This window comes from Pseudomonas moraviensis, from assembly GCF_900105805.1.
In the GTDB taxonomy this organism is placed as follows: domain Bacteria; phylum Pseudomonadota; class Gammaproteobacteria; order Pseudomonadales; family Pseudomonadaceae; genus Aquipseudomonas; species Aquipseudomonas moraviensis_A.
Genome location: NZ_LT629788.1, coordinates 839,009 through 858,502 on the forward strand (window position 1 = coordinate 839,009; position 19,494 = coordinate 858,502).

The window sequence follows — 19,494 nt, forward strand, 5'->3', positions numbered from 1 at the left end:
CCGGTAGTGCTGGGCACATGAGGGCCATGACATGGCAAACAAACTCGCCCTCGGGCTGGTGATCGGCGGTGCCGTCAGTTCCACGGTCGGCACCGCGTTCAAGGATGTGACCGGGCGCATCAAGCGCCTCGAGGCAGAAGGCAACAAAGCGCGCGTGCTGCAGCGCACGATTGGCGACACCATCCGCCTGCGCGAAGAATGGAAAAAGGCTCACGAAACCGGCGCTGCCGGCGCGTCCAAATTGCTCAACCGTCTGAACTCGAACCTCGACAGCTTGAAAAAGCAGGGGGTCGAGGTCGGCCGGCTGGAAAAAGCCTATCGCTCGATGGGTCAGACGGCCAACAAAGCTGAGCTGAAAGCCAAGGGGCATCAGCAGATTGATTCCGGCGTGAAGGGCATGAAGGGCGCCGTCGGTGCGGCGGTGGTCGGTTTAGGTGCCATGGCGGTACCGACCAAAGTCAGCGCGGATTTTGGTGCCATTGTGCGTGACATCGCGATCAAGGCCGGTATTGCCAACAAGCCGCAAGAGCAGGAGATGTCGCGCAAGATCATCAACACTTCACGCGACACCGGCATGGCGCGCAACGATGTTGCCGACGTGGTCAATCAGTTGGTCGGCGCCGGTATGGACCTGAGCAAGGCGCTGGAATACGCGCCTGTCGCGGCCAAGTTTGTCGTGGGGCAGGGATCCAGCGGTGTCGACACGGCGAAGATGATCAACGCCCTGGGGCAGAACGCCAAGATCACCGATCCCAAGCAGATGCAGCAGGCGCTGGAAGCGATCGCCTACCAAGGTCAGGCGGGCAGCTTTGAAGCGGCCGACATGGCCAAGTGGTTTCCGGAATTGCTGGCCAACATGGCCAGCAACGGCATCACCGGCCTGGATGCAGTGACGCAATTGGGCGCCATGCTGCAGGTCCAGATGAAGCAGGCCGGCAGTTCGGACGAAGCGGCCAACAACCTGAAAAACTGGATGGGCAAAATCGGCTCGACCGATACGGTCAAGGCCTACGAAAAAGCCGGGATTGATTACAAGGGGTCGATGCAGACCGGTTTGCAAAACGGTATGTCGACGCTTGAGACCAGCATGGCGCTGGCTCAGAAGTACATTCAGGCGACCGATCCGGCGCGTGCGGCGAAAATGGCCGAGGCCACGGCAAAGATCAGTGAGCAGGCCGATCCAGAAAAGGCCAAGGCCATGATGGCCTCGCTGGAAGAATCCCTGCGCACTGGCGATCTGTTCGCCGACATGCAGGTCAAGGCCGCACTGTCGGCCTACATGCAGAACAAGGCGCTGTACAGCCAGCTCAAAAACGATTCGCGTGACGCAACCGGGATCCTCGACAAGAACCTCGCCGAGCGGCGTGAGTCGTCATCGCAGAAATGGGCGGAAATGGCCCAGTCGATGGATGACGCCATGCGCAGCATCGGCGATGCGCTGCGCCCGGTGACGGACACCGTGGCCGAGTCGTTGACCAAGGTTACCAAAGGCATTACGTCGCTGACGGATGGCGCGCCCGGGGTGGTTGCCGGTATCGCCACGGTCGGAGCGGGGCTGATCGCCTTAAAAGGCATCTTCAGCACGATCAAGATCAGTAAGGGGCTGCTAAACCTTGCGCGTGGGTCGCGCGGTGGCAGGAATGGGAGCGAAGCCCTAAATAAAAACCCCGGAGAACTTGATCTGGTAGCGACTGGCCTGGATGTTGTTTCGCTGGTTAAGGACGCGGCAACAGGCGGTGGCCTTGGTACTGACAGTGGTGCAGGTGACGACGGCGTCAAGAAGGTCTTCGTCGTCAATGCCGGCGCTATGGGCGGCGGTGTGGATGCGTCGGGCGAATCGCGTCGACGTGGGCGTGGGTCAAGTCGAAGCGCTCGGCGCCGGTCGTTGCCGAGTTCGAGAGGTCCTCGCCCATCTGTGCCTCGTCCACCTGTTTCGGTCCCATTGTCATCTGCCCCTTCCGTTCCAAGTGGGGCATTGTCCAAGCTCAGCGTCGTCGCAGGAACCGTCGGTAAGGTCGGCAAGGTAGCCAAGGTCATTCCCGGTGGCACGCTGCTGGAGTCCGGCGCGATGGCTTTTGAAACCTTTCAAAACGCCAAGACCAAGGACGAAAAAGCCGAAGGGTACGGTTCGGCCGCCGGCAACCTGGCTGGCACCATGGCCGGTGCAGCAGCAGGCGCCGCCATCGGTTCGGTGGTGCCGATCATCGGCACTGCGATCGGCGGCATGATCGGCGCTTACCTGGGCAGTCAGGGCGGTGCGGCGCTGGGCGGGTCGTTGGGTAAGTCGCTGTTCGGCGGTGAGGATGAAAAGCCCGAGCAAACGGCAAAGGCGCCGGTACCGGCTACGCCGCTCATGCTGATGTCAGCGGCGCAGCAAGGCCCGGTGCTGGGGGATGTCACGCGCTCGATGGCGGTGACGGCACCGCTCAAGTCGGCGACGCTGGCCATCCAGCCCAAGGAGGCGGCGAAGCCGGAGCCGGCCAAGGTGGATCAGCAGTTTCAGTATTCGCTGAGCATGCCGGTCACGGTGCAGGGGGATGTCAAAGACCCTCAGCGCCTCGCGCAGGATCTCATGCCGCACATGCAGCGAATGATGGCGGACGCGGCGAAGACTAACGCTGCCAAGCTGTACGACGAACCCCATGTTTAAGGAGGTTTCATGGCTTACATGGAGCAGATGCAATCGAGCCTGAAGTATCTGGTCGAGGCAGCGGAAACCGGGCGGCGCAGTGCTGACGGCATGCTGACCCCGGTCAATGGCGCGATCCGCGAACTGACTGGCGCCGCGTCCGAGCTGGAGAACATCCCGTTTGTTGGTCCGGCCATCGGCGCCAAACTGCAGCGGGTGATGCGCGGCGTCGACGCGGCTCAGGCCAAGGTCGGGCAGGTGGTGGCCGTGTACGGCCGCGCCACACGCGCAGCCGCCGAGGTGCAGGATCGGCTGGGCACGTTGAAGGAACAGGCGGATAAGGCGGCCACGGCGATCAACAACGTCGCCGGTAAGGTCAGCCCGTCGCTGGCCAACATCGTGCCCACCAGTTCCTTTGCCGTGGAGGCCACGCCGGCGCCGGAGGCGGTGAAGCCGTTCCCGCATCTGATGATCATTCAGCCGCGCGATCCGAAAACTGAGCCGTACTACTTCAACCTGGACACCGCAGCTTTCGACGAGCTGAGCCGTTCGACCGAATTCCGCTGGGCTTCGCAGGAGCGGCTGACGCGCCGGCCGGCGAAGCAGGCCATCGGTATGGGCGATGAAAAGTTGACGCTCAAGGGCACGATCTATCCGGGCTTCAAGGGCGGTTTAAAGCAGCTCGACACGCTGCGTTCCATTGGTGCCAGGCTACAGCCGCTGACCCTGACCACGGGTTATGGCGAGGTGATCGGAACGTGGTGCCTGAAAAACATCAACGAGGAACAGTCCGCGCTGCTGCACGGCGGGATTGCTCGAAAACAGGGGTTCACTTTGGAGTTCGAGCGCTATGGCGACGACATGCAGAACGTCTGATGGTGACATGCTCGATGTCATTTGCAACAACGTTTACGGCCATCTGAATGGAAGCGTCGAGGCCGTGCTCGATGCCAATCAGGGGTTGGCTGATGAGCCTCAGCCGTTCCGGTTGGGCGTGATCATCGTCCTGCCGGATCTGCCCAGCCCGACCAATGAAGGTGTCAGCTTGTGGGATTGACCCGGGGCGATGCCTTCGCCGGCGCCGCGTCGCGTTACGCGTAACGACACCTTGTTTTTCTGGCCCGCCTTGTGCGGGTTTTTTATTGGAAAAAACCATGACTCCGATGTTTCGCATTGTCGCCGATGGCGCCGATGTCACGGCCAAGATCAATGATCGGTTGTTGTTGCTGCGTACCTCTGACAAGCCGGGCATGGAGTCCGACGAGTTTGAGTTGCGTATCGACGACCGTGATGGGCAAGTGCAATTGCCACGGCGTGGCAGCTCAATCGAGATCTACCTGGGCTATGCCGAAACGACCTTGACGCGTATGGGCAGTTACACCGTCGACACGGTCGAAGTGTCAGGCCCGCCGGACACGATCGTGATCAAGGGCAAGGCCAGCGACATGCGGGGCAGTGGCAAGACCATCCGCAGCGGAAGCTGGGAGGACGTGCCGCTGTCGAAGATCGTGGCTGACGTCGCCGCGCGCAATGGCTGGCAACCGGGGTGTCCGGTATCGACCAAGGTCGCCCGCGTCGACCAGCTCAACGAGTCCGATTTTAATTTCATCACCCGTCTGGCCAAGCAATACGACTGCACAGCCAAGGTCGCCGACAGCAAGCTATTGGTGATGCCGCGCCAAGGTGGCCAGACTGCCAGCGGCAAGGCGTTCGGCGCCATCACACTGACCCGCCGCGACCTCAGCCGCTGGCAATTCAGTCTCGGTGATCGCAACTCACACAAGGCAGTCGCCACCAAGCATCAGAACAAGAAGGACGGCAAGCTGGCGGTGGTCACCATCGACAATGATGACGCTCCGGACGGCCTGCCGGCATTGCATACCGACCGCCATATCTACCCAGATAAGGGCGCTGCTGAAGCGGCGGCCAAGGCCCGTCTTTCGGCGTTCAACCGCTCGACCGCCGATGTGCGGCTTGAGATGCCCGGCCGGACGGACATCTTCGCCGAGCGTCCCATCATCGCTCAGGGTTTCAAGGCCGGGCTTGATGGTGAATACCTGGCGGATTCGGTCGAGCAGGTGTTCACCCAGTCTGGCTGGTCGACCACGGTCGAATGCAATGCCGGCAAAGCAGGTAAATCCAAGGGCAAGAAAAAGAAAGGGCCGAAATCACCCCTCAAGGTAGTGAACATCGAGAAACAATAACCGCATCCCATCGCCGCCTGAGTGCGGTTTTTTACGTCTGGAGTTTGTATGTCCATCACTGAACAACAGCTGCAAAGCATCATGCCTAACGCCCGCCGCCAAGCGGGCGTTTTTGTATCCGCCCTCAACGCAGCCATGGCCCACCGGCAGATCAACACGCCGAAACGTCAAGCCGCGTTTCTGGCGCAAGTCGGTCACGAGTCGGGTCAGCTGCAGTACGTCCGGGAACTGGGCGGCGACCAGTACCTGAGCAAATACGACACCGGCAACCTGGCTGCGAAACTGGGCAACACACTGGCAGCGGATGGTGATGGCCAGCGCTATCGCGGTCGCGGCCTGATCCAGGTCACTGGCCACGACAACTACCTACGCTGCAGCTTGGCGCTGTTCGGCGATGAGCGATTGCTGCGTACGCCTGAACTGCTGGAGCTGCCGCAGTGGGCCGCCGAGTCGGCCGCATGGTTCTGGTCAGTGAATGGGCTGAACGCGCTGGCCGATCAAAACGAATTCAACACGATCACCCGCAGGATCAACGGCGGCCTGAATGGCCTGCAGGATCGGCTGGAGTTGTGGGGGCGGGCGAGGGCGGTGCTATGCGTCTCGGCGAACTGATCCCGGCGCCGTATCGGTTGCTGGCGAAAGGAGTGCTGCTGGTCGTCTTGGTCGGTGGTTCTGCGTCCATTACCTGGCAAATACAGGATTGGCGCTACGGCAAACAGCTCGCAGAGCAGGCCCGACTCCACACTGAAACCCTCAACCAACTGAATGTGGCCTCGGCCGCACAGCAGCGTGCCGAACAGGACAAACGCCTCGCGCTCGAGCAGCGCCTGGCCACCAGCGAACAGACCCATTATCGAGCCTTGAGCGATGTCCAACGTGATCAAGGTCGCCTGCGCGACCGCCTTGCCACTGCTGATCTGCGCCTGTCAGTCCTACTCGATGCCACCACCGGCGCCGGCAACGGATCGGTGTCAGCCACCACCGCCACCGGCGGCGTGGTTCATGGCCCCACAAGAGCCGAACTTGACCCAGCGCATGCTCAACGAATTATCGGCGTCACCGATGACGGCGACCGGGGGCTGATTGCCCTCGCGGCCTGTCAGGCATACGCCAAAGAAGTTTCAACACCGAAGTGAAAAAGAGCGGCCGTTCCAGATGCGTCAACATCCGGATCGACCGCCGTCCCTGCAGATTGTCCCTGCAAGTCCAGCCAAGGCTCTTGCTCCGTGCACAAAGCGCGGCGAGCCTAGCACCTGTTTATCCATACAGTAAAGGTCTTGCTTTTTATGTCTACCCCCATCATCCCTTGGATGGGCGGCAAACGCCGCCTGGCCGACCGCCTCATTCCGCTTTTTCCGCCACACGAATGCTACGTTGAAGTCTTTGCCGGCGGTGCCGCGCTCTACTTCATGAAGCCCCAGCCATCGCCGGTCGAAGTCCTGAACGACATCAACGGCGACCTGGTCACGCTTTACCGCGTTGTGCAGAACCACCTTGAAGAATTCGTGCGCCAATTCAAATGGGCGCTCAGTTCTCGGCAGGTGTTCGAATGGCAGAAAATGACCCGCCCCGAAACCCTCACCGACATCCAGCGCGCCGCCCGTTTCTTTTACCTGCAGCACCACGCCTTCGCCGGCAAGGTCTCCGGTCAGACGTTCGGCACGGCGACCACTGCCCCGGCCATCAACCTGCTGCGCATTGAGGAAAACCTCTCGGCTGCATGGCAGCGCCTGTCCGGGACCTACGTCGAAAACCTCCCCTGGCTTGAATGCGCTGAACGCTACGACCGCGCCCACACCTTCCACTACATGGATCCGCCCTACTGGCAGACCGCCGGCTATGGCGTGGACTTTCCGTTCGAAAACTACGAGCTGATGGCCGACTTCATGCGCCGCTGCAAAGGCAAGGTGATGGTAAGCATCAACGACCATCCGGATATTCGCCGCGTGTTCGACGGCTTCCACTTCGAGACCTTGGACATTCGCTACACCACCACCAACCAGCGGCAGGGGAAGGCCGAAATCAGTGGCGAGCTGGTTATCATGAATTGGGAGCCGAAAGCGTTGGGCGGATTGTTCTGATCACCATTGTGCGAACCCAGGACATCCGATGCCCCACAGCTGTAACAGCTCGGTGAGTTTGATAAGAAACTCGACAGTCGCCATCAGAAGAATCAGCACATTCATTTTTTATTCTCGCAAAGAAACATGCCGCGCTTATTGGCGCGGTAGCGGAAAGGAGGTAGGTCGAACTGTTTTTAAGCTAGTTGCTTATTTCGGTATTCGTCAATGGTTGATTGGAATTAATTTCGTCTGCTGTCGCAATCCCATTCGGGGAAGTTGTAGTAGGGCTGAGTGTGTATGCGCCCGCATCACCTAATTTGTCCTAGGGCAATGGGTGTATATGGCCGCTGGGGACTAGGGCATTGGGTGTATAGGGTCGCGATTTCTTCACGCTCGCACTCGCGCTTTTGCAAATCTGAATATCCAAAGGATATCGGAAGGATATTTATTTAATGGTGGATTAACGAATTAGCGAATTAACGAATTAACGAATTAACGAATTAACGAATTAACGAATTAACGAAATGATGAAATAAAGAAATAAAGTGGTCTTAATTCACCGGCGTCGCTCGAAAATCAACTATGAAGCACTAGTCCTCTTTAGGGTTTAGCAAGTCCCTCCGCAAACGGTGTCGTGATCGATCTACCGTACCCAACGGATGACGTTCGGCTGTTAACGACGTCAGCGGTCAATGCACTGGATCGCGTATTCCGTCCTGGTTTCAGTTACAGCAAAGCGGAAGTTCTGCTGCTGAATCTATGCCAGCCGGGTGAATACACGGACGATCTGTTCGCCATTTCTCAGCCCACTGAGGCGACTAGGGTTATGGCGGTATTGGACGAAATCAATGAGCGATGGGGTAGGGGGACGCTCCGTGCTGCGAGTGTGCCGAGCAATCCAGATTGGGGCATGCGACGGGAGATGATGAGCCAAAGCTATACAACGCGCTTGGACCAGTTGTGGACAGTTAATTGTCGATAATGGGCGTTCGCTTTGGGCCGCGTCGAACGAATACGTGCCTAGGTTTGCCATCGCCGCATACATGTTGAGCGTTCGAATCTCTCCTTCACCGCCACATTCAATAAACGCAAACCCCTGATTTTCCTAGAGAAAGTCGGGGGTTTGTGGTTTTTGGCGCCCGAAAAAAGGCCATATGGGACTCAGATGGGACTGGGGCGCTATTTTGGTGCGGAAGATGGGGCTATGAGTGCGTATCTCTGCCCCTCACTGCGGCCGCATGAGCTAGGCTTTGCGAACACCTCATTTCCAGGATGGATCGCATGCCTGATAACTCAGCCTCCAACATCGCCACTGCTGATGCGCTGACGTTGCTACTGCACAACCAGCATGCTCTCGGTGCAGCGATCGAAGAGATCACCCATTGGATCTCAGGGACTGGCGCAGACGATGTTGCCGACAACGCTGTCGTGGCCCTGGAAACACTGGATAGAAATACACAAGCATTAACAGATGCGATCCTGCGAATACGGCAGTCTTAGGAGTCGCCCCGTTAGGCAGCACTCGGCCAAGAACGGTCAGTGGACGCCCAGGTGGCGGAACAGTAGCTTGTCACTGGAAATGCTCGACGACAGATCTCGTTGCTATATTGCGTTTTTCTTTGATCCACCCCGCGCTTTTCGCGAGCACTTAATAATTAACAAGAGCTTACTTAACGACAGGGTATTCAATGCGACAGTCTGTCGCCTAAAAATAGTTCGGCACAATAGAGGAGTTGGCGAAGATGACGCGGAAAATCCCGGTCGAACCATCAGAAGAGCAGTTCCACCGGATCGTGTTCTCGATATGGGACTTTCAGCAGGCTCTCTCTGCGCTAACCTTCCTCGAAGAAGAGTGCGATTTAACGCAAAAGTATTCGAGAGTGGAGCTTCGCCGGTTCAAATGCTACGAAACGCAGTCTATCATTTCGTTTGCTCGGCCTTTCGTCGCATCTAGGTCGGGTATACAGCTGAGTGCCAAGAGGGTCGGTGTCAACCTCACCTCGGAAGAAAGGGAGCACAGTAATGAAATTCTTCTCCTGAGGAATAAGATAGTTGCTCATTCAGACACAGAAGAGATGCATTACAAGGTCCAGACACTTGAATTTGGTGGGCAAAATTCTATTAAAGCACCTGTGTTCATCTTTGACGAAGGTCTGCTGCTCACCGGAAAGCAAAGGAGGGATTTTGAATCTCTTCTTCGCAAGCTGATTCACGGGCTCCATGAGTTTGCCTTCCAGTTGTGCAAATCTAACCCTGAGCGCTTTGAGTTTTATAAGGTTCCCATTTCGGGGCTGAACCAAGATGTCTAGTCCACGCCGTTCCAAGAAACGCGCTGCAGGCGATAGCGCCGCGTGGTTAAGTTTTGTCGTTACATTTCAATGAGTATATGAAATGAGCAGCAATAGATATTGTGTTTTCTGTGGTGGTCCACCAGAGAAAAAGAATCGAGAGCATATTCTTCCTCAATGGTTGTTGGGACTCACCGGAGATCCCAAGCGAGTTGTAAACTTCGGTACAAATTTTAGAGATGGAAGAACGGTAAGGTTTGACTGGCTCAACTTTTGCGTTCCCGCATGTGAGCAGTGCAATACCGAATATTCTGGCCTTGAAGAGCGAGCCAAGAATTACGTTTTGGCTATTCTTGCGAGAGGAACTCTCTCAAGTGTTGAGTATTCAGATTTTATGGATTGGCTTGATAAGGTTCGCATAGGTGTTTGGATTGCGTACCACTTCATTCAAGGGAATCCTACGAATATTCAACCAAGCTTTCATGTAAAATCTCGAATCAGCCAAAAGGATCGGATGATCGCTATTTATGCATTAACAGGAGAAGGTGTTGGTCTAAATGCTTTCGGTGTGGAGTCATTAGTTTTTCACAGTCAGCCTTCATGTTTTGGACTTAGAATAAATAACGTTCTGATTATTAATATGTCAAACGATTTTTTATTTTCAGCGCGTTGCGGGTTTCCTTATCCCAAGAGCTGTTTTACAAGGCTTGATGGGGATGACGCTTACATGATGCATACGGATGACTATGTACTCACTAGACGTATAAAACACCCGTTGATTCGAAAAGCTATATTGAAGCCGTCAATACACCTATACCAACCGATCATCCAAAAAACGACAAGTAAGAGGTTTCCGTCCGGATTTCTCGGTGTGCAAAATTCGGATGATTCATATTTAGTTAAAAATACGATGCCTCCCTATCCAACAGGGAAGGGAATCCTCTATTTTCAACATCTGGATAGAGTTGAGCCTATCTTCGATACAAACCAACCGATACAATTTCAAAGCTGTATGGGAATTCATTCCCGACAGATGCATGAACTTGTGAAACAGATTTACGAGTTTCAGATCTTTTTATTCAACCAAAATGAGTTTAGAGCAGATAATAAAACTCTGCTCAAGGCGCAAATGGACAGACGTAAGTTTCTTATCCAATGGAATAAAAATGTAATCTCACATTACAGTGCTATGAGGTATGTGTGAGTTACTTGCTCGAATAACTGGTTTGGGTCGGTAGCGGCCCTCAGTGACAGATACATTGAATTCCACCCTATGTTAAATCGGCCCTCACACCTGGCCCAAGCGTGGGGGCCTTTTTCTGCGGCCTTGAAAACCAGTTCCTCTTGGACTGTTCTAGCATTCCCGGACGGTCTGGCTAGACGTGCCGACCGCTCCCCACTGCGAGTGCCTGTAGGGGCGGTAGCTTTAGGGCAAATTGCAGGCCGGGGTAGGCCGCGATATGCAAGCAGCTAACTGGTAGATCGCCGAATTCAGTGGCCTAAATCGGCCCGAAAGGACTCAAGAAGGGGTATCCGATATTGCTGACAGTCGATACGCTAATTTATAACGGTCGGTGCAAGCTTATTTCTGATCATGCAGCTCAAATAAGATGTCGGATTATTTAAGTTTTTGATCTGTGTTCAACACCAAAATATATAGAGTTTTTCAACTTATTTTATTTTGAGTGTGCTGACAAGTGATTCGGAGTGTGCTAATGCTAATTAGCATTAGCACACACTTGTCTTGATTTATTGGGATACGAAAGTACTACCGCTCAATATTAAATGAAGAGCTTTCTTGAGATCCTCTAGTCGATCTAAGGAGCAGTATTTTGCAAGTTTAAACATAAGGCTTGCAGTGGTCATTGAACCTGTTACTTTCGAGCGGATGAGAAAAGTCATTAATGGTATTAAAAAGTCTTTACCAGAAACGACATCTGTAAAGTCTAACGTTTCAGAAAATTCATTCACCTCCTGAATTAACTGATCCCATCTCTGTTGTCCGACCTCATTAATACACTGGCTGGAAATATTTTCTATAAGGATTTGTATTTTATCTAGGTCTACTACTGGTCCAGTAGTTTTAGAATGTTGTGACACGATTGCTCCAAGACCGTGAGCAACCGTCTTAAGATCTGGTTTTGCTTTTCGTGCCGCAGCAAACACGACGAATAAATTTTTTAGTTCTAAATATACAGGGTCGAAAAAGCTAGTCCATTCGTGCTCAGGTAGCGCGTCCTCGCGTTTAATAACGCCTGAACCTTGGACAATAAGTTCTCGTGCGGCATTAGCACAAAAAAGATAGTTTTCTATGCAGTAGGCACTTAGTTGGAATAAGTTGGTATAACCCTGCTCGCGCTCTGCAAGTAGCAGATCTAAATCTCCGTCAATTAAAAATAGAGCGGGACTGCCTCCATCGTACTCTGAACAGTTTTTTAGGACGTGATCCCTTCCATGCAATGGGATGATTTTCTTTATTTTTTGCTCATCAACCATCATTCTATTGAGTAGCTCAAGGTAAAATGCTTCAGAATTGCTATCTTCCACATAGACTTCGATCGGTTGTAACTCTCTATAAAGTAAACCAATGCTCTCGCTAGCCGTTGCTGACCATGAGGGGATTTCATCGAGCTGCATCCTAGATCCCTCCGTTTAGAGGAATATAATATTTCTTGCGACCTCCAATGATCGCAGGTGAATGAGTTGCTAGAATTATCTGAAGGTCTGGTCCAGCAGCCTGCACAGACTCTAGAAACATATCTTGCCACGCAATATGTAGCGAAAGCTCTGGTTCGTCTACAATAAAAACACCGCTTTTGGGTAGATGTGAGTTCAAAGATAAATGCGCGAGCATAATCAGAATCTGCCTTTCACCGGAAGACAATACCGTAAGCTTTTTTTCAACGTCGGATATGAAGATTTTAACTTCACCTCTGTTGGTGATGCTTATCTTCTTTTTCGTTTGATTAAGGAACGAGTTAACTAAGATTTCAAATTTTTTTAAAGGCTCATAAATATCTGACTTGATCCTTTCGTAGTCACCAATCAGGTTAATAAGTCGATCAATTCGAGCCATTTGGTGGCTGTTCGAAAACCAGGTTGCTAATACCCGAGAATATTCTAATGGGATATTCATTGAAGCCGTCGCTTTCGGGCTTACGTTATAAGCAGAATCAACGCTTTTCCTTTTATGAGATGGGCTACGGCTCAATGCTGTTGACGATTTCTCTCTGTTTTCAAATACCTCAAGAACGTTCTTTAAGATGCTGGTGAGATTCTCGAAAAACTTATCATACATTCCCGAAAGTTCTTCATTCTTGAAATCCAGTCCAATGAGTGTGTTTTTAATTGTTTTTGCTTTAGCTTTCAGTTGTTGAAGGCTTTTTCCATCAGGTATTACCATCGCTCCTCGATCAGGATTGTCTACGTAAAACGAGTCCAGAATAATCTTGTTACGTAAGCTTCTATCTTCGACTGTTTGCTTATCTTTAATTTCGGCGCTTTTTTTGGAAATCAGCGCTAAAGCATCCTTCATTCCAATATCTGCATCAGCATCATTATCTGCTGCTTTATCCAACCATATCTTACTAAAGTTGAAAGGCGAGGCATCATAAGGGGTAACCTCTTTTATGAAGCGTCGATCTAAACTCAAATACATTGGAGAGGGAAGGTTTGAAATAAATTTAAATACGGGAGTTAATCGAAATTTGTTGGTGATTGCGTGGTCGGAAGACTGCTTTAATTCGTCTAGTGGGGTGATAATGATTTCGTTTCCGAGTAAGTCAGGTCCTTCTACCCAGACATGCAAATGCTCTTTAGTTTGGTGCGCACGAATAGTAAAAGGCATGCCGCCATCTGCTACTACAGATAAAGCGGCGAATCCAAATGATATTTTTCCTAGGTCCTCAAGCGAGGGAGCGAGCAATGCGGCAATAATATTTAATGCAGATGTTTTTCCGGAGCCGTTGAGGCCTGCGATAAAGTTCACATCATTATTAAACTTAATATTGAAGTTCAAGTATTCGTGTACGTTGCCTGCTACAAATGTGATTAATTTCATTTTCTTCCCTGATGCTGGTAAAAAATCAAAAAATTTTACAGAGATTTTAGGGATAGCTCAATGCTATTATGCTTGCAGATGTGTGCTAACGATAGGTGTAAGGCAGAGGGTTACCTTTGAATTTTTCCTAACGTAGGATCTGTCTCGCTATGGAGCTTGGGAAGGAGGTAGGCGCCATGGCATCTACCTGGTGATCGCTGATAAGTTTCTTCTGCCGATGCTGGATGCGCTCCGGCCCCTAGGCAATCTGCGGATGGTAGAGATCGAGTTAAATACACTTAATCCCCACCGTTTGGCAGTTCTTGTTTCATCAGCCAGTACTGGTAACCAGCCGCAAGCACCTCATACTCGTGTCCGACTTCGGTCTCGCCTTCATGATCAACATAAGTGTCTGGTCGAGTGAAGCGTTCTAGACCTGATTCAGGCGCACCCTTCAAGCATATCCGCTACTCCATACTTGTATGGCACTTCACCGACTCTGTCGAAATAGAGCAAATACAGAGCCTGTATTGCCTTCAGTGGACAGAAATTCTTGCATGCTTATAAATTGCTACAAATTATTGTGTGTTTGAGCGCATGCCCAGACTGGCCGGGGTGTGGACGAGGGGCTACGTCCAATCCATCATGGGTGCCACACTGAAGCGCCGAGACGGCTCAGGCGTTGGTTTTACTGGGCTAAAGCTCTGATTCTGGACCATTTTACTCAACGTGTTTTCGGCGTGCTTTTGGGCGTTTTCAGGGGTTTTCAGGATCTGCTGGATACGATGTACCAATTCGAAACCGATGCGTACCACTTTCGGTTATGGCAGCTGTCATGACATCAAGACTGGCGGATGAAAGTCCTGCGCTAAACCGCACAGCACCGCATCAGACGAAATGGAGTGTAAGTCTACCAAGAGAGCGAGATTTCCGCCCCGGAAACGGACCACGCGAGCGTGAATCAGAACTGGATGAGCGGGCGATCATGCGGGCAAGGTAGCTGGAGTCGAGCAAATCGATGGCTGCACTCACGCTCAGTCTTGGTTGCGCTGGAAAGAGTCAATGGCATTCTCGGCCTAGAGTGGGGCGCAGCCGCCCCATCTATGACGATCGATGTGGTCGACCTAATGTGTCATGAGAGCTCACGGCTAACTCATGGCCGGAATGGGTCAGCTTCGCCAGTGCATTGTCTTTATGAATTCTGTCCTGGGTATTCCAAACGTAGTGAAATTCCTCCTCACTGTTCGGGGAAATATTCACCGCTACGACGGGGGAGGCGAAGTACCAAACAGCGATTGGAAGAGCAATGAGCGCCAAAAGGATCCAGCGCCCATACCGGCGTCTGGTTTTATTTGCATTCATGTATTTTGATTCCTTTTCCCCATCCCTTGGGTGGTACCGTCAGTACTAAGTCCATGATCATTTAGGCGGTGATCCTCGCGATAGATGGACCAGGCAAAGGCCGCGCAGCGACATGTAGTATTCGTACAGAAGACCCTCCATGCCTACGTTGTATAGGCTGCAACGGAAATTCCACCTATCTCTTCTTACACAACTCAAGTTCTTTTTGGTTATGCAGTTCAGTCGTCACCCCAAGCCGATATTTGCAGTACTGAATAACCAGCTGCCGCTCCTTCTCGCTTAACTCACCTATGGTTTTGTCATCTGATTCATAAGCGAAAATATTCTCGAATTTCAATTGAAATGTCGGACTTTTCTTGATGAAGAACACTTTTTCTGGATAAGCGTCCTCCATCTTTTCATAGAAGCCGACGTAAAGGACAACGACACAGATAATTGTGGAGATGATAAGAAGCGATTTCATGATGAAGGCGGTCGCAAGAGTTTGGTTTTGATTCGAAGGTTTTTTACCAGTTCCATGCCAATATTGCCTGGACAAATCTTCCCTTCGCCGGCTTGCATTGGGAATTCACGATGTCCTCCTAACGTTGTCACCCTGAAAACACTGGTCAGGGCCTGAATCAACTTCAGAAGGGTATCGATCTGAATGGCAGGAATCTTCTGATCCATATTGCCATTGACGGTTTCAAGAGCTTGACGGGCAAGAGCTACCATGTCTCCACCTTCTTCGGCAGTCGTCAGGTTCTCCAGCAAAACGATCCCAATTACACCAGTGTTGTAGTTATGTACGCTTGAGCCTTTGAATCGTATGTCGCGTCCTTCAAAGACTTTTCCCGTGCAGTCGATACCATAGTGATAGCCGATGTCATCAAACTTGGCTTGATGCTCGCTTTGGATCGCCCGCATTTGTCCTGCTCCAGCACCGCAACCCACACTCCGGCCGGCATGATGAAGGGCGATCATTGAGTAGTCCCAATCATCGACCATTTCCCCCTTTGCTTTATGCGCTCCCCATGAAGATCTTTCCACGAATTCGCATTTGTTTTTATTGAGAAGTCTGATAATCGCTTCCCTCGTTGCGGCTCTATCGTTGACCGTGATAATCGTGGGGGCAATCGGCGCGCCGGATTTGACTTCCGCTGCTTTTGCTTCAGTAGTAAATTGTTCGGCCATTTTGTTCAATCCGTGAGTTCGCTGAGCGTCCGAGCTGGTGAGATGAAGTCGATGGTAATTGAAATAGCAGCATCTTTTGTTGGGGTCTTAACAGTCGCTGCTCCTGCACTATCGGTAACACCGGTAATCTTTTGACCATTAACGATTGCGCTGAAATTCCTTCCTGCCAAGGGCTGGCCTGTTTCGCTGTCAACGATGCTGAAGGTGTGCCCATAAGTTTTCTGCGGCAATAGGGGAAGCGGGGCAGTAAATGGTGCCGGACTATGCGAGTCACCAATAATCACGGTGCCCGAGCCGCCGATGACGATGTCTCCATGGGTGCCTACCGTACCTACCAAGGCAGCATTCTTACCGTTGATAAATACAGTCGAGGACACTGCTGACGCCAAAGCGCTGCCGCAGGTGCAAGTATCGCCTTTGGTCGCGGCTGCAAGACCGTCGAAGAAAACATCGGGAGATCCGGACGCGATAGCTTTCGGACCGTGTCCAGGGATAGGGCAATTGGTGGGATCGGTAATACGAGCTGCTGGCTTTGCCATGTTTGACTTCCTGTCTACGATTTTGCCAAGTGGAACTGTATCAGACTCGATTTGAACTTTGGCTCGGGACTTTTAAACGGTTACGCGGGCGCTTGTTTAAATCTGACTAGTGAAAGTCATTCGAAGCCTACGTTGTCTTGCGCCTCCCCCTACACCTAAGACAGAATCCGCCGGCTTGTGCGTCTAGCCTGCGGGTTCTATCGTCCCTGGGTCACTGAAATCAGTGATCGGGTTTGGTAGCCCGCTTCGTGTCTAGATGCATTGCGTCACCTGATTCAGGTCGCTTCTCAGCGCTCGAATATCATGGTGGTCATGCGTGGGGTCCATTCGTGGGCGCCGGGTTCTAGTGCGACCGGTCTACCAACCCGCGTATGGCCGCCACCCTTCGTTTGGTAGCGAGGGTGATGGCTCCTTTTGGTAATCGCGCTAGAGGATTCACCCATGTTCAAACCCACACCCAATCCGCCGGACACCGATCCCGCATCCCCCTACAAATCCCCCGACGCAAAAAAACTCCACGACGCCGCCGAGCGTGCGCTGGATTACTACCTGCCTCCCGCCAGTCACATCAAAGCCTCCACCAACCAGCCCGAACGCATGTTCCTCGCCAACCCTGCGTACGACAGCGAATCCCTGTTGGCCAATGCCAGCGAATCGCTGGGTTCGGCCAGCACCATGCTCAACGACTTCGCCGCGTTACTGGAAAACTCGCACCGCAAGACGTTATTGGGCATCGCCCAGGTAGTGATGCTGGGAGAGATCGCAGTGAATCAGGCGTTGGACAAAGTTGAAGTGAAGGCTTGAAGCGAACCTCGCGGTGACGGAGCGCTTATCCGTCACCGCGAGGCTATATGGTTAGCTGAACAGTCGCCGTCACCGCTGCACGACGATTAACCGTTATTGAGACGGCACCGCAATCCACTCACTCAACGTCTGCTGATACTTGCCAGTGACCTTGCTCAAATGCAGCCACTGATCGACATACAGTTTCCAGCTGATGTCATCACGCGGCAGCAAGTACGCCTTCTCACCGTATTGCATGTACTGATGCGGATTCACCGCGCACAAACCGGGTTTGAGTTTCTGCTGATACAGCGCTTCCGACGCGTCGGTGATCATCACGTCGGCTTTGTTGTCGAGCAGTTGCTGGAAGATCGTCACGTTGTCGTGCAGTGCCAGTTGCGCTTTGGGCAGGAAGGCGTGGACGAAGGCTTCGTTGGTGCCGCCGGCCGGTTCGACCAGGCGCACGGTGGGCTGGTTGATCTGTTCGATGGTCTGGTATTTGGACTGGTCGGCGCAGCGCACCAGCGGGATCTTGCCGTCGGTGTCGAGGGTGTTGCTGAAGTAGGCCTTTTTCTGTCGCTCGAGGGTGACCGAGATGCCGCCCATGCCGATGTCGCATTTGCCAGCCTGCATGTCGGGCATCAGGGTTTTCCAAGTGGTTTGCACCCATTGCACTTTGACGCCGAGGCTGTCGGCCAGGGAGCGGGCCATGCTGATGTCGATGCCTTCGAAGTCGCCGTCGCTGCGCTTGAAGGTGTAGGGCTTGTAGTCGCCGGTGGTGCAGACGCGCAACTGGCCTTGTTGCTGGATGCTGTCGAGGTGGGTTGACGGTTCGGTTGCCTGAGCGGTGAAAGGCAACGCGAGCAATGCACCGAGCAGGAATGTGGTTTTTGTCGTTGGCATCTGTCGGACTTTTCTCTGGAGTGGGCGGGAAGAACGTGTTCGAAGTTAACCACGTTCTCACCGTTGATCCAGTCCGACGTTACCCGTCAGTGGTGATCCGTTAGAGGCCCAGCCCTTGCTGCACTACTTGCAGCAGATTGTTTTCCGTCAACGCAATCGCATCCAGCTCCTGGCCGGTCTCGATAGTCTGCAACCACCAGTGACTTTCGCCATGCTCGTCAACCGTGCGCAGCAACGACTGATCGCGCCCTGGCACCTTGATTTCGACACGCCCGCAACCATCCTCGGTAAACCGCGCAATCGGATCGAACGTCAGGCTGTGATGGTTGGCCTCGATCACCAGTTGGTCGATGGCGTAGTCACGGGCTTCGCCATCCGGCGAAGTTTCGCAAACGTGCGTAGGATTGCGGCGAATCTTCAGTCCTACTTCGGTGACTGGCTGCAGCCAGCCCTCGATGCGGTGGTACAAGTCGTACACCTGAGCAGGCCAGCAATCGATTTCCAGCGCCGCATCAGCCTGGGTATGCCGGGTCTGCTTGAGTCTGGCGGCGAGTTCGTCTGCTTTACTCATGTCGGTTCCCTTGTTGGATGTCTGCCTGTTCAGCGTAGACCTTTGCACGGCGCAGGGCCTTGCCTTGCGTCATGCGCTTGCAATACAAACGTGTCGAAATCAGCGCTGGCCAAGCGTGGCCATCAACGAAAACCACGGACGCAGGCGTCCCAAGGAATGGGTTAATGAAAAAGCTGTTTACAATTCTGGCGCTGATTGCGCTGACGGCCGGTAGCATCGGCATAAGCTCGGCGCGTCAGCCGTCATCGAACAAAGCGCAGGCGGAGTCGGTGGCGGGGGTATTCGACTACTACCTGCTGGCGCTGTCCTGGTCGCCGACCTTTTGTCTGACGCACAAGGACGACGCGCAATGCACCGGCAAGGGTTATGGGTTTGTCCTGCACGGCTTGTGGCCGCAATATGCCAAGGGTGGCTGGCCAGAATCCTGCCCGCCGCTGACGACGCTGTCGGCGGCAGAAACCAGCAAAGGCCTGACGATGTACCCGACGAAAAAACTACTCGATCACGAATGGTCCAAGCACGGCACCTGCAGCGGTCTTGGTGCGATGGGCTATCTGGACAAGTCAGATCAGGCTCTCGGCGCTGTGAAGATTCCGCAGGAACTGCAACCGTTCGGCTCGACGTCGTACTACTTCGAAGCGCAGGAGATTGTCGATCTGTTTCGCAAGGCCAATCCGAATATTCCCGAGGATGGAATCGCGGTGGTTTGCAGCGGCCCGCAGCTGTCGGAAGTGCGGGTGTGCATGGGCAAGGATTTGCAATTCGGCGCGTGTGGCAAAGGGGTGAAGACTCAGTGCCGCGCGGGGGACATTCGGGTGCCGCCGGCACGCTGAGCATGCGTAACGGTCCAGGAAAAGAGGCGCTCGCATGAGCGCCTTTTTTTTGGCCTGAAGATTTGTAGCTCCTGGCAAATTCGCGCATGCTGCGCGCCTCAAAGGAT

At 53.3% G+C, this 19,494-nt stretch carries 18 protein-coding genes and 1 pseudogene; 13 read left to right on the forward strand and 6 right to left on the reverse strand.

Going from position 1 to position 19,494, the window contains the following annotated elements; all coding sequences use genetic code 11:
* Positions 1 to 31: 31 nt before the first annotated feature.
* The 11 genes and pseudogenes from BLU71_RS04045 to BLU71_RS27225 all read left to right on the forward strand — a co-directional run bounded on the left by BLU71_RS04045 (position 32) and on the right by BLU71_RS27225 (position 10,388).
* Positions 32 to 2,650, forward strand: coding sequence for a phage tail tape measure protein (locus BLU71_RS04045; RefSeq protein ID WP_083352364.1), 2,619 nt, complete (start codon positions 32 to 34; stop codon positions 2,648 to 2,650).
* Positions 2,651 to 2,659: 9 nt separating this feature from the next.
* Complete coding sequence (locus tag BLU71_RS04050; RefSeq protein WP_083352365.1) at positions 2,660 to 3,505, forward strand: phage tail protein; 846 nt, start codon at positions 2,660 to 2,662, stop codon at positions 3,503 to 3,505.
* On the forward strand, positions 3,480 to 3,686 hold the full coding sequence (locus BLU71_RS04055; RefSeq protein ID WP_034156567.1) for a tail protein X: 207 nt from the start codon (positions 3,480 to 3,482) through the stop codon (positions 3,684 to 3,686). The genes BLU71_RS04050 and BLU71_RS04055 overlap by 26 nt, the downstream gene beginning before the upstream one ends.
* A gap of 97 nt (positions 3,687 to 3,783) precedes the next feature.
* Positions 3,784 to 4,833: a phage late control D family protein gene (locus tag BLU71_RS04060; RefSeq protein ID WP_083352366.1), complete on the forward strand. Its 1,050-nt coding sequence runs from the start codon at positions 3,784 to 3,786 to the stop codon at positions 4,831 to 4,833.
* A gap of 48 nt (positions 4,834 to 4,881) precedes the next feature.
* Positions 4,882 to 5,445, forward strand: a complete 564-nt coding sequence (locus tag BLU71_RS04065) for a glycoside hydrolase family 19 protein (protein WP_083352367.1) — start codon at positions 4,882 to 4,884, stop codon at positions 5,443 to 5,445.
* Positions 5,427 to 5,969 carry a lysis system i-spanin subunit Rz gene (locus BLU71_RS04070; protein WP_083352368.1) on the forward strand — a complete coding sequence of 181 codons (543 nt, stop codon included), beginning with the start codon at positions 5,427 to 5,429 and terminating at the stop codon, positions 5,967 to 5,969. Before BLU71_RS04065 ends, BLU71_RS04070 begins: the two co-directional genes overlap by 19 nt.
* Before the next feature lie 150 nt (positions 5,970 to 6,119).
* Positions 6,120 to 6,914 (forward strand): DNA adenine methylase, encoded by a 795-nt coding sequence (locus BLU71_RS04075; RefSeq protein WP_083352369.1) that lies wholly within the window; start codon positions 6,120 to 6,122, stop codon positions 6,912 to 6,914.
* Between the two features lie 604 nt (positions 6,915 to 7,518).
* A pseudogene (locus BLU71_RS04080) lies at positions 7,519 to 7,878 on the forward strand (DUF4113 domain-containing protein); the annotation flags it as partial.
* A 299-nt stretch (positions 7,879 to 8,177) separates the two neighbouring features.
* Positions 8,178 to 8,396 carry a hypothetical protein gene (locus tag BLU71_RS04085; protein ID WP_083352371.1) on the forward strand — a complete coding sequence of 73 codons (219 nt, stop codon included), beginning with the start codon at positions 8,178 to 8,180 and terminating at the stop codon, positions 8,394 to 8,396.
* Positions 8,397 to 8,638: 242 nt separating this feature from the next.
* Positions 8,639 to 9,205 carry a hypothetical protein gene (locus tag BLU71_RS04090; protein WP_083352372.1) on the forward strand — a complete coding sequence of 189 codons (567 nt, stop codon included), beginning with the start codon at positions 8,639 to 8,641 and terminating at the stop codon, positions 9,203 to 9,205.
* Between the two features lie 82 nt (positions 9,206 to 9,287).
* On the forward strand, positions 9,288 to 10,388 hold the full coding sequence (locus BLU71_RS27225; protein ID WP_156889211.1) for a hypothetical protein: 1,101 nt from the start codon (positions 9,288 to 9,290) through the stop codon (positions 10,386 to 10,388).
* Positions 10,389 to 10,933: 545 nt separating this feature from the next.
* Here the strand turns inward: BLU71_RS27225 and BLU71_RS04100 are convergent.
* The 4 genes from BLU71_RS04100 to BLU71_RS04125 form a co-directional block, all read right to left on the reverse strand.
* On the reverse strand, positions 10,934 to 11,821 hold the full coding sequence (locus BLU71_RS04100) for a DUF4435 domain-containing protein (protein WP_083352374.1): 888 nt from the start codon (positions 11,819 to 11,821) through the stop codon (positions 10,934 to 10,936).
* 1 nt (position 11,822) lies between these two features.
* Positions 11,823 to 13,244, reverse strand: coding sequence for an AAA family ATPase (locus BLU71_RS04105; RefSeq protein ID WP_083352375.1), 1,422 nt, complete (start codon positions 13,242 to 13,244; stop codon positions 11,823 to 11,825).
* A 1,800-nt stretch (positions 13,245 to 15,044) separates the two neighbouring features.
* Positions 15,045 to 15,758, reverse strand: coding sequence for a peptidoglycan recognition family protein (locus tag BLU71_RS04120; RefSeq protein WP_083352378.1), 714 nt, complete (start codon positions 15,756 to 15,758; stop codon positions 15,045 to 15,047).
* A 5-nt stretch (positions 15,759 to 15,763) separates the two neighbouring features.
* On the reverse strand, positions 15,764 to 16,297 hold the full coding sequence (locus BLU71_RS04125) for a PAAR domain-containing protein (protein WP_083352379.1): 534 nt from the start codon (positions 16,295 to 16,297) through the stop codon (positions 15,764 to 15,766).
* A gap of 441 nt (positions 16,298 to 16,738) precedes the next feature.
* Here BLU71_RS04125 and BLU71_RS04130 point away from each other — a divergent pair, with 441 nt between their 5' ends.
* Positions 16,739 to 17,101, forward strand: coding sequence for a DUF6124 family protein (locus BLU71_RS04130; protein WP_083352380.1), 363 nt, complete (start codon positions 16,739 to 16,741; stop codon positions 17,099 to 17,101).
* A 93-nt stretch (positions 17,102 to 17,194) separates the two neighbouring features.
* Here the strand turns inward: BLU71_RS04130 and BLU71_RS04135 are convergent, their stop codons facing one another.
* Positions 17,195 to 17,983 (reverse strand): transporter substrate-binding domain-containing protein, encoded by a 789-nt coding sequence (locus BLU71_RS04135; RefSeq protein ID WP_065615941.1) that lies wholly within the window; start codon positions 17,981 to 17,983, stop codon positions 17,195 to 17,197.
* Between the two features lie 100 nt (positions 17,984 to 18,083).
* Positions 18,084 to 18,554 (reverse strand): hypothetical protein, encoded by a 471-nt coding sequence (locus tag BLU71_RS04140; RefSeq protein WP_042609078.1) that lies wholly within the window; start codon positions 18,552 to 18,554, stop codon positions 18,084 to 18,086.
* A 164-nt stretch (positions 18,555 to 18,718) separates the two neighbouring features.
* Between BLU71_RS04140 and BLU71_RS04145 the strand changes: the two genes are divergently transcribed.
* A complete protein-coding gene (locus BLU71_RS04145) occupies positions 18,719 to 19,387 on the forward strand; it encodes a ribonuclease T2 family protein (RefSeq protein WP_083352381.1) in 669 nt (222 codons plus the stop codon).
* Positions 19,388 to 19,494: the final 107 nt, after the last annotated feature.

What these genes read in the sequence shown, in the direction of transcription:
- BLU71_RS04055 (WP_034156567.1), top strand. Translation starts at nt 3,480, where the DNA reads ATGGCGACGACATGCAGAACGTCTGATGGTGACATGCTCGATGTCATT.
- BLU71_RS04070 (WP_083352368.1), top strand. Translation starts at nt 5,427, where the DNA reads ATGCGTCTCGGCGAACTGATCCCGGCGCCGTATCGGTTGCTGGCGAAA.
- BLU71_RS04125 (WP_083352379.1), bottom strand. Translation starts at nt 16,297, where the DNA reads ATGGCAAAGCCAGCAGCTCGTATTACCGATCCCACCAATTGCCCTATC.
- BLU71_RS04065 (WP_083352367.1), top strand. Translation starts at nt 4,882, where the DNA reads ATGTCCATCACTGAACAACAGCTGCAAAGCATCATGCCTAACGCCCGC.
- BLU71_RS04085 (WP_083352371.1), top strand. Translation starts at nt 8,178, where the DNA reads ATGCCTGATAACTCAGCCTCCAACATCGCCACTGCTGATGCGCTGACG.
- BLU71_RS04135 (WP_065615941.1), bottom strand. Translation starts at nt 17,983, where the DNA reads ATGCCAACGACAAAAACCACATTCCTGCTCGGTGCATTGCTCGCGTTG.
- BLU71_RS04045 (WP_083352364.1), top strand. Translation starts at nt 32, where the DNA reads ATGGCAAACAAACTCGCCCTCGGGCTGGTGATCGGCGGTGCCGTCAGT.
- BLU71_RS04145 (WP_083352381.1), top strand. Translation starts at nt 18,719, where the DNA reads ATGAAAAAGCTGTTTACAATTCTGGCGCTGATTGCGCTGACGGCCGGT.
- BLU71_RS04075 (WP_083352369.1), top strand. Translation starts at nt 6,120, where the DNA reads ATGTCTACCCCCATCATCCCTTGGATGGGCGGCAAACGCCGCCTGGCC.
- BLU71_RS04130 (WP_083352380.1), top strand. Translation starts at nt 16,739, where the DNA reads ATGTTCAAACCCACACCCAATCCGCCGGACACCGATCCCGCATCCCCC.
- BLU71_RS04100 (WP_083352374.1), bottom strand. Translation starts at nt 11,821, where the DNA reads ATGCAGCTCGATGAAATCCCCTCATGGTCAGCAACGGCTAGCGAGAGC.
- BLU71_RS04140 (WP_042609078.1), bottom strand. Translation starts at nt 18,554, where the DNA reads ATGAGTAAAGCAGACGAACTCGCCGCCAGACTCAAGCAGACCCGGCAT.
- BLU71_RS04105 (WP_083352375.1), bottom strand. Translation starts at nt 13,244, where the DNA reads ATGAAATTAATCACATTTGTAGCAGGCAACGTACACGAATACTTGAAC.
- BLU71_RS04120 (WP_083352378.1), bottom strand. Translation starts at nt 15,758, where the DNA reads ATGGCCGAACAATTTACTACTGAAGCAAAAGCAGCGGAAGTCAAATCC.
- BLU71_RS04090 (WP_083352372.1), top strand. Translation starts at nt 8,639, where the DNA reads ATGACGCGGAAAATCCCGGTCGAACCATCAGAAGAGCAGTTCCACCGG.
- BLU71_RS04050 (WP_083352365.1), top strand. Translation starts at nt 2,660, where the DNA reads ATGGCTTACATGGAGCAGATGCAATCGAGCCTGAAGTATCTGGTCGAG.
- BLU71_RS04060 (WP_083352366.1), top strand. Translation starts at nt 3,784, where the DNA reads ATGACTCCGATGTTTCGCATTGTCGCCGATGGCGCCGATGTCACGGCC.
- BLU71_RS27225 (WP_156889211.1), top strand. Translation starts at nt 9,288, where the DNA reads ATGAGCAGCAATAGATATTGTGTTTTCTGTGGTGGTCCACCAGAGAAA.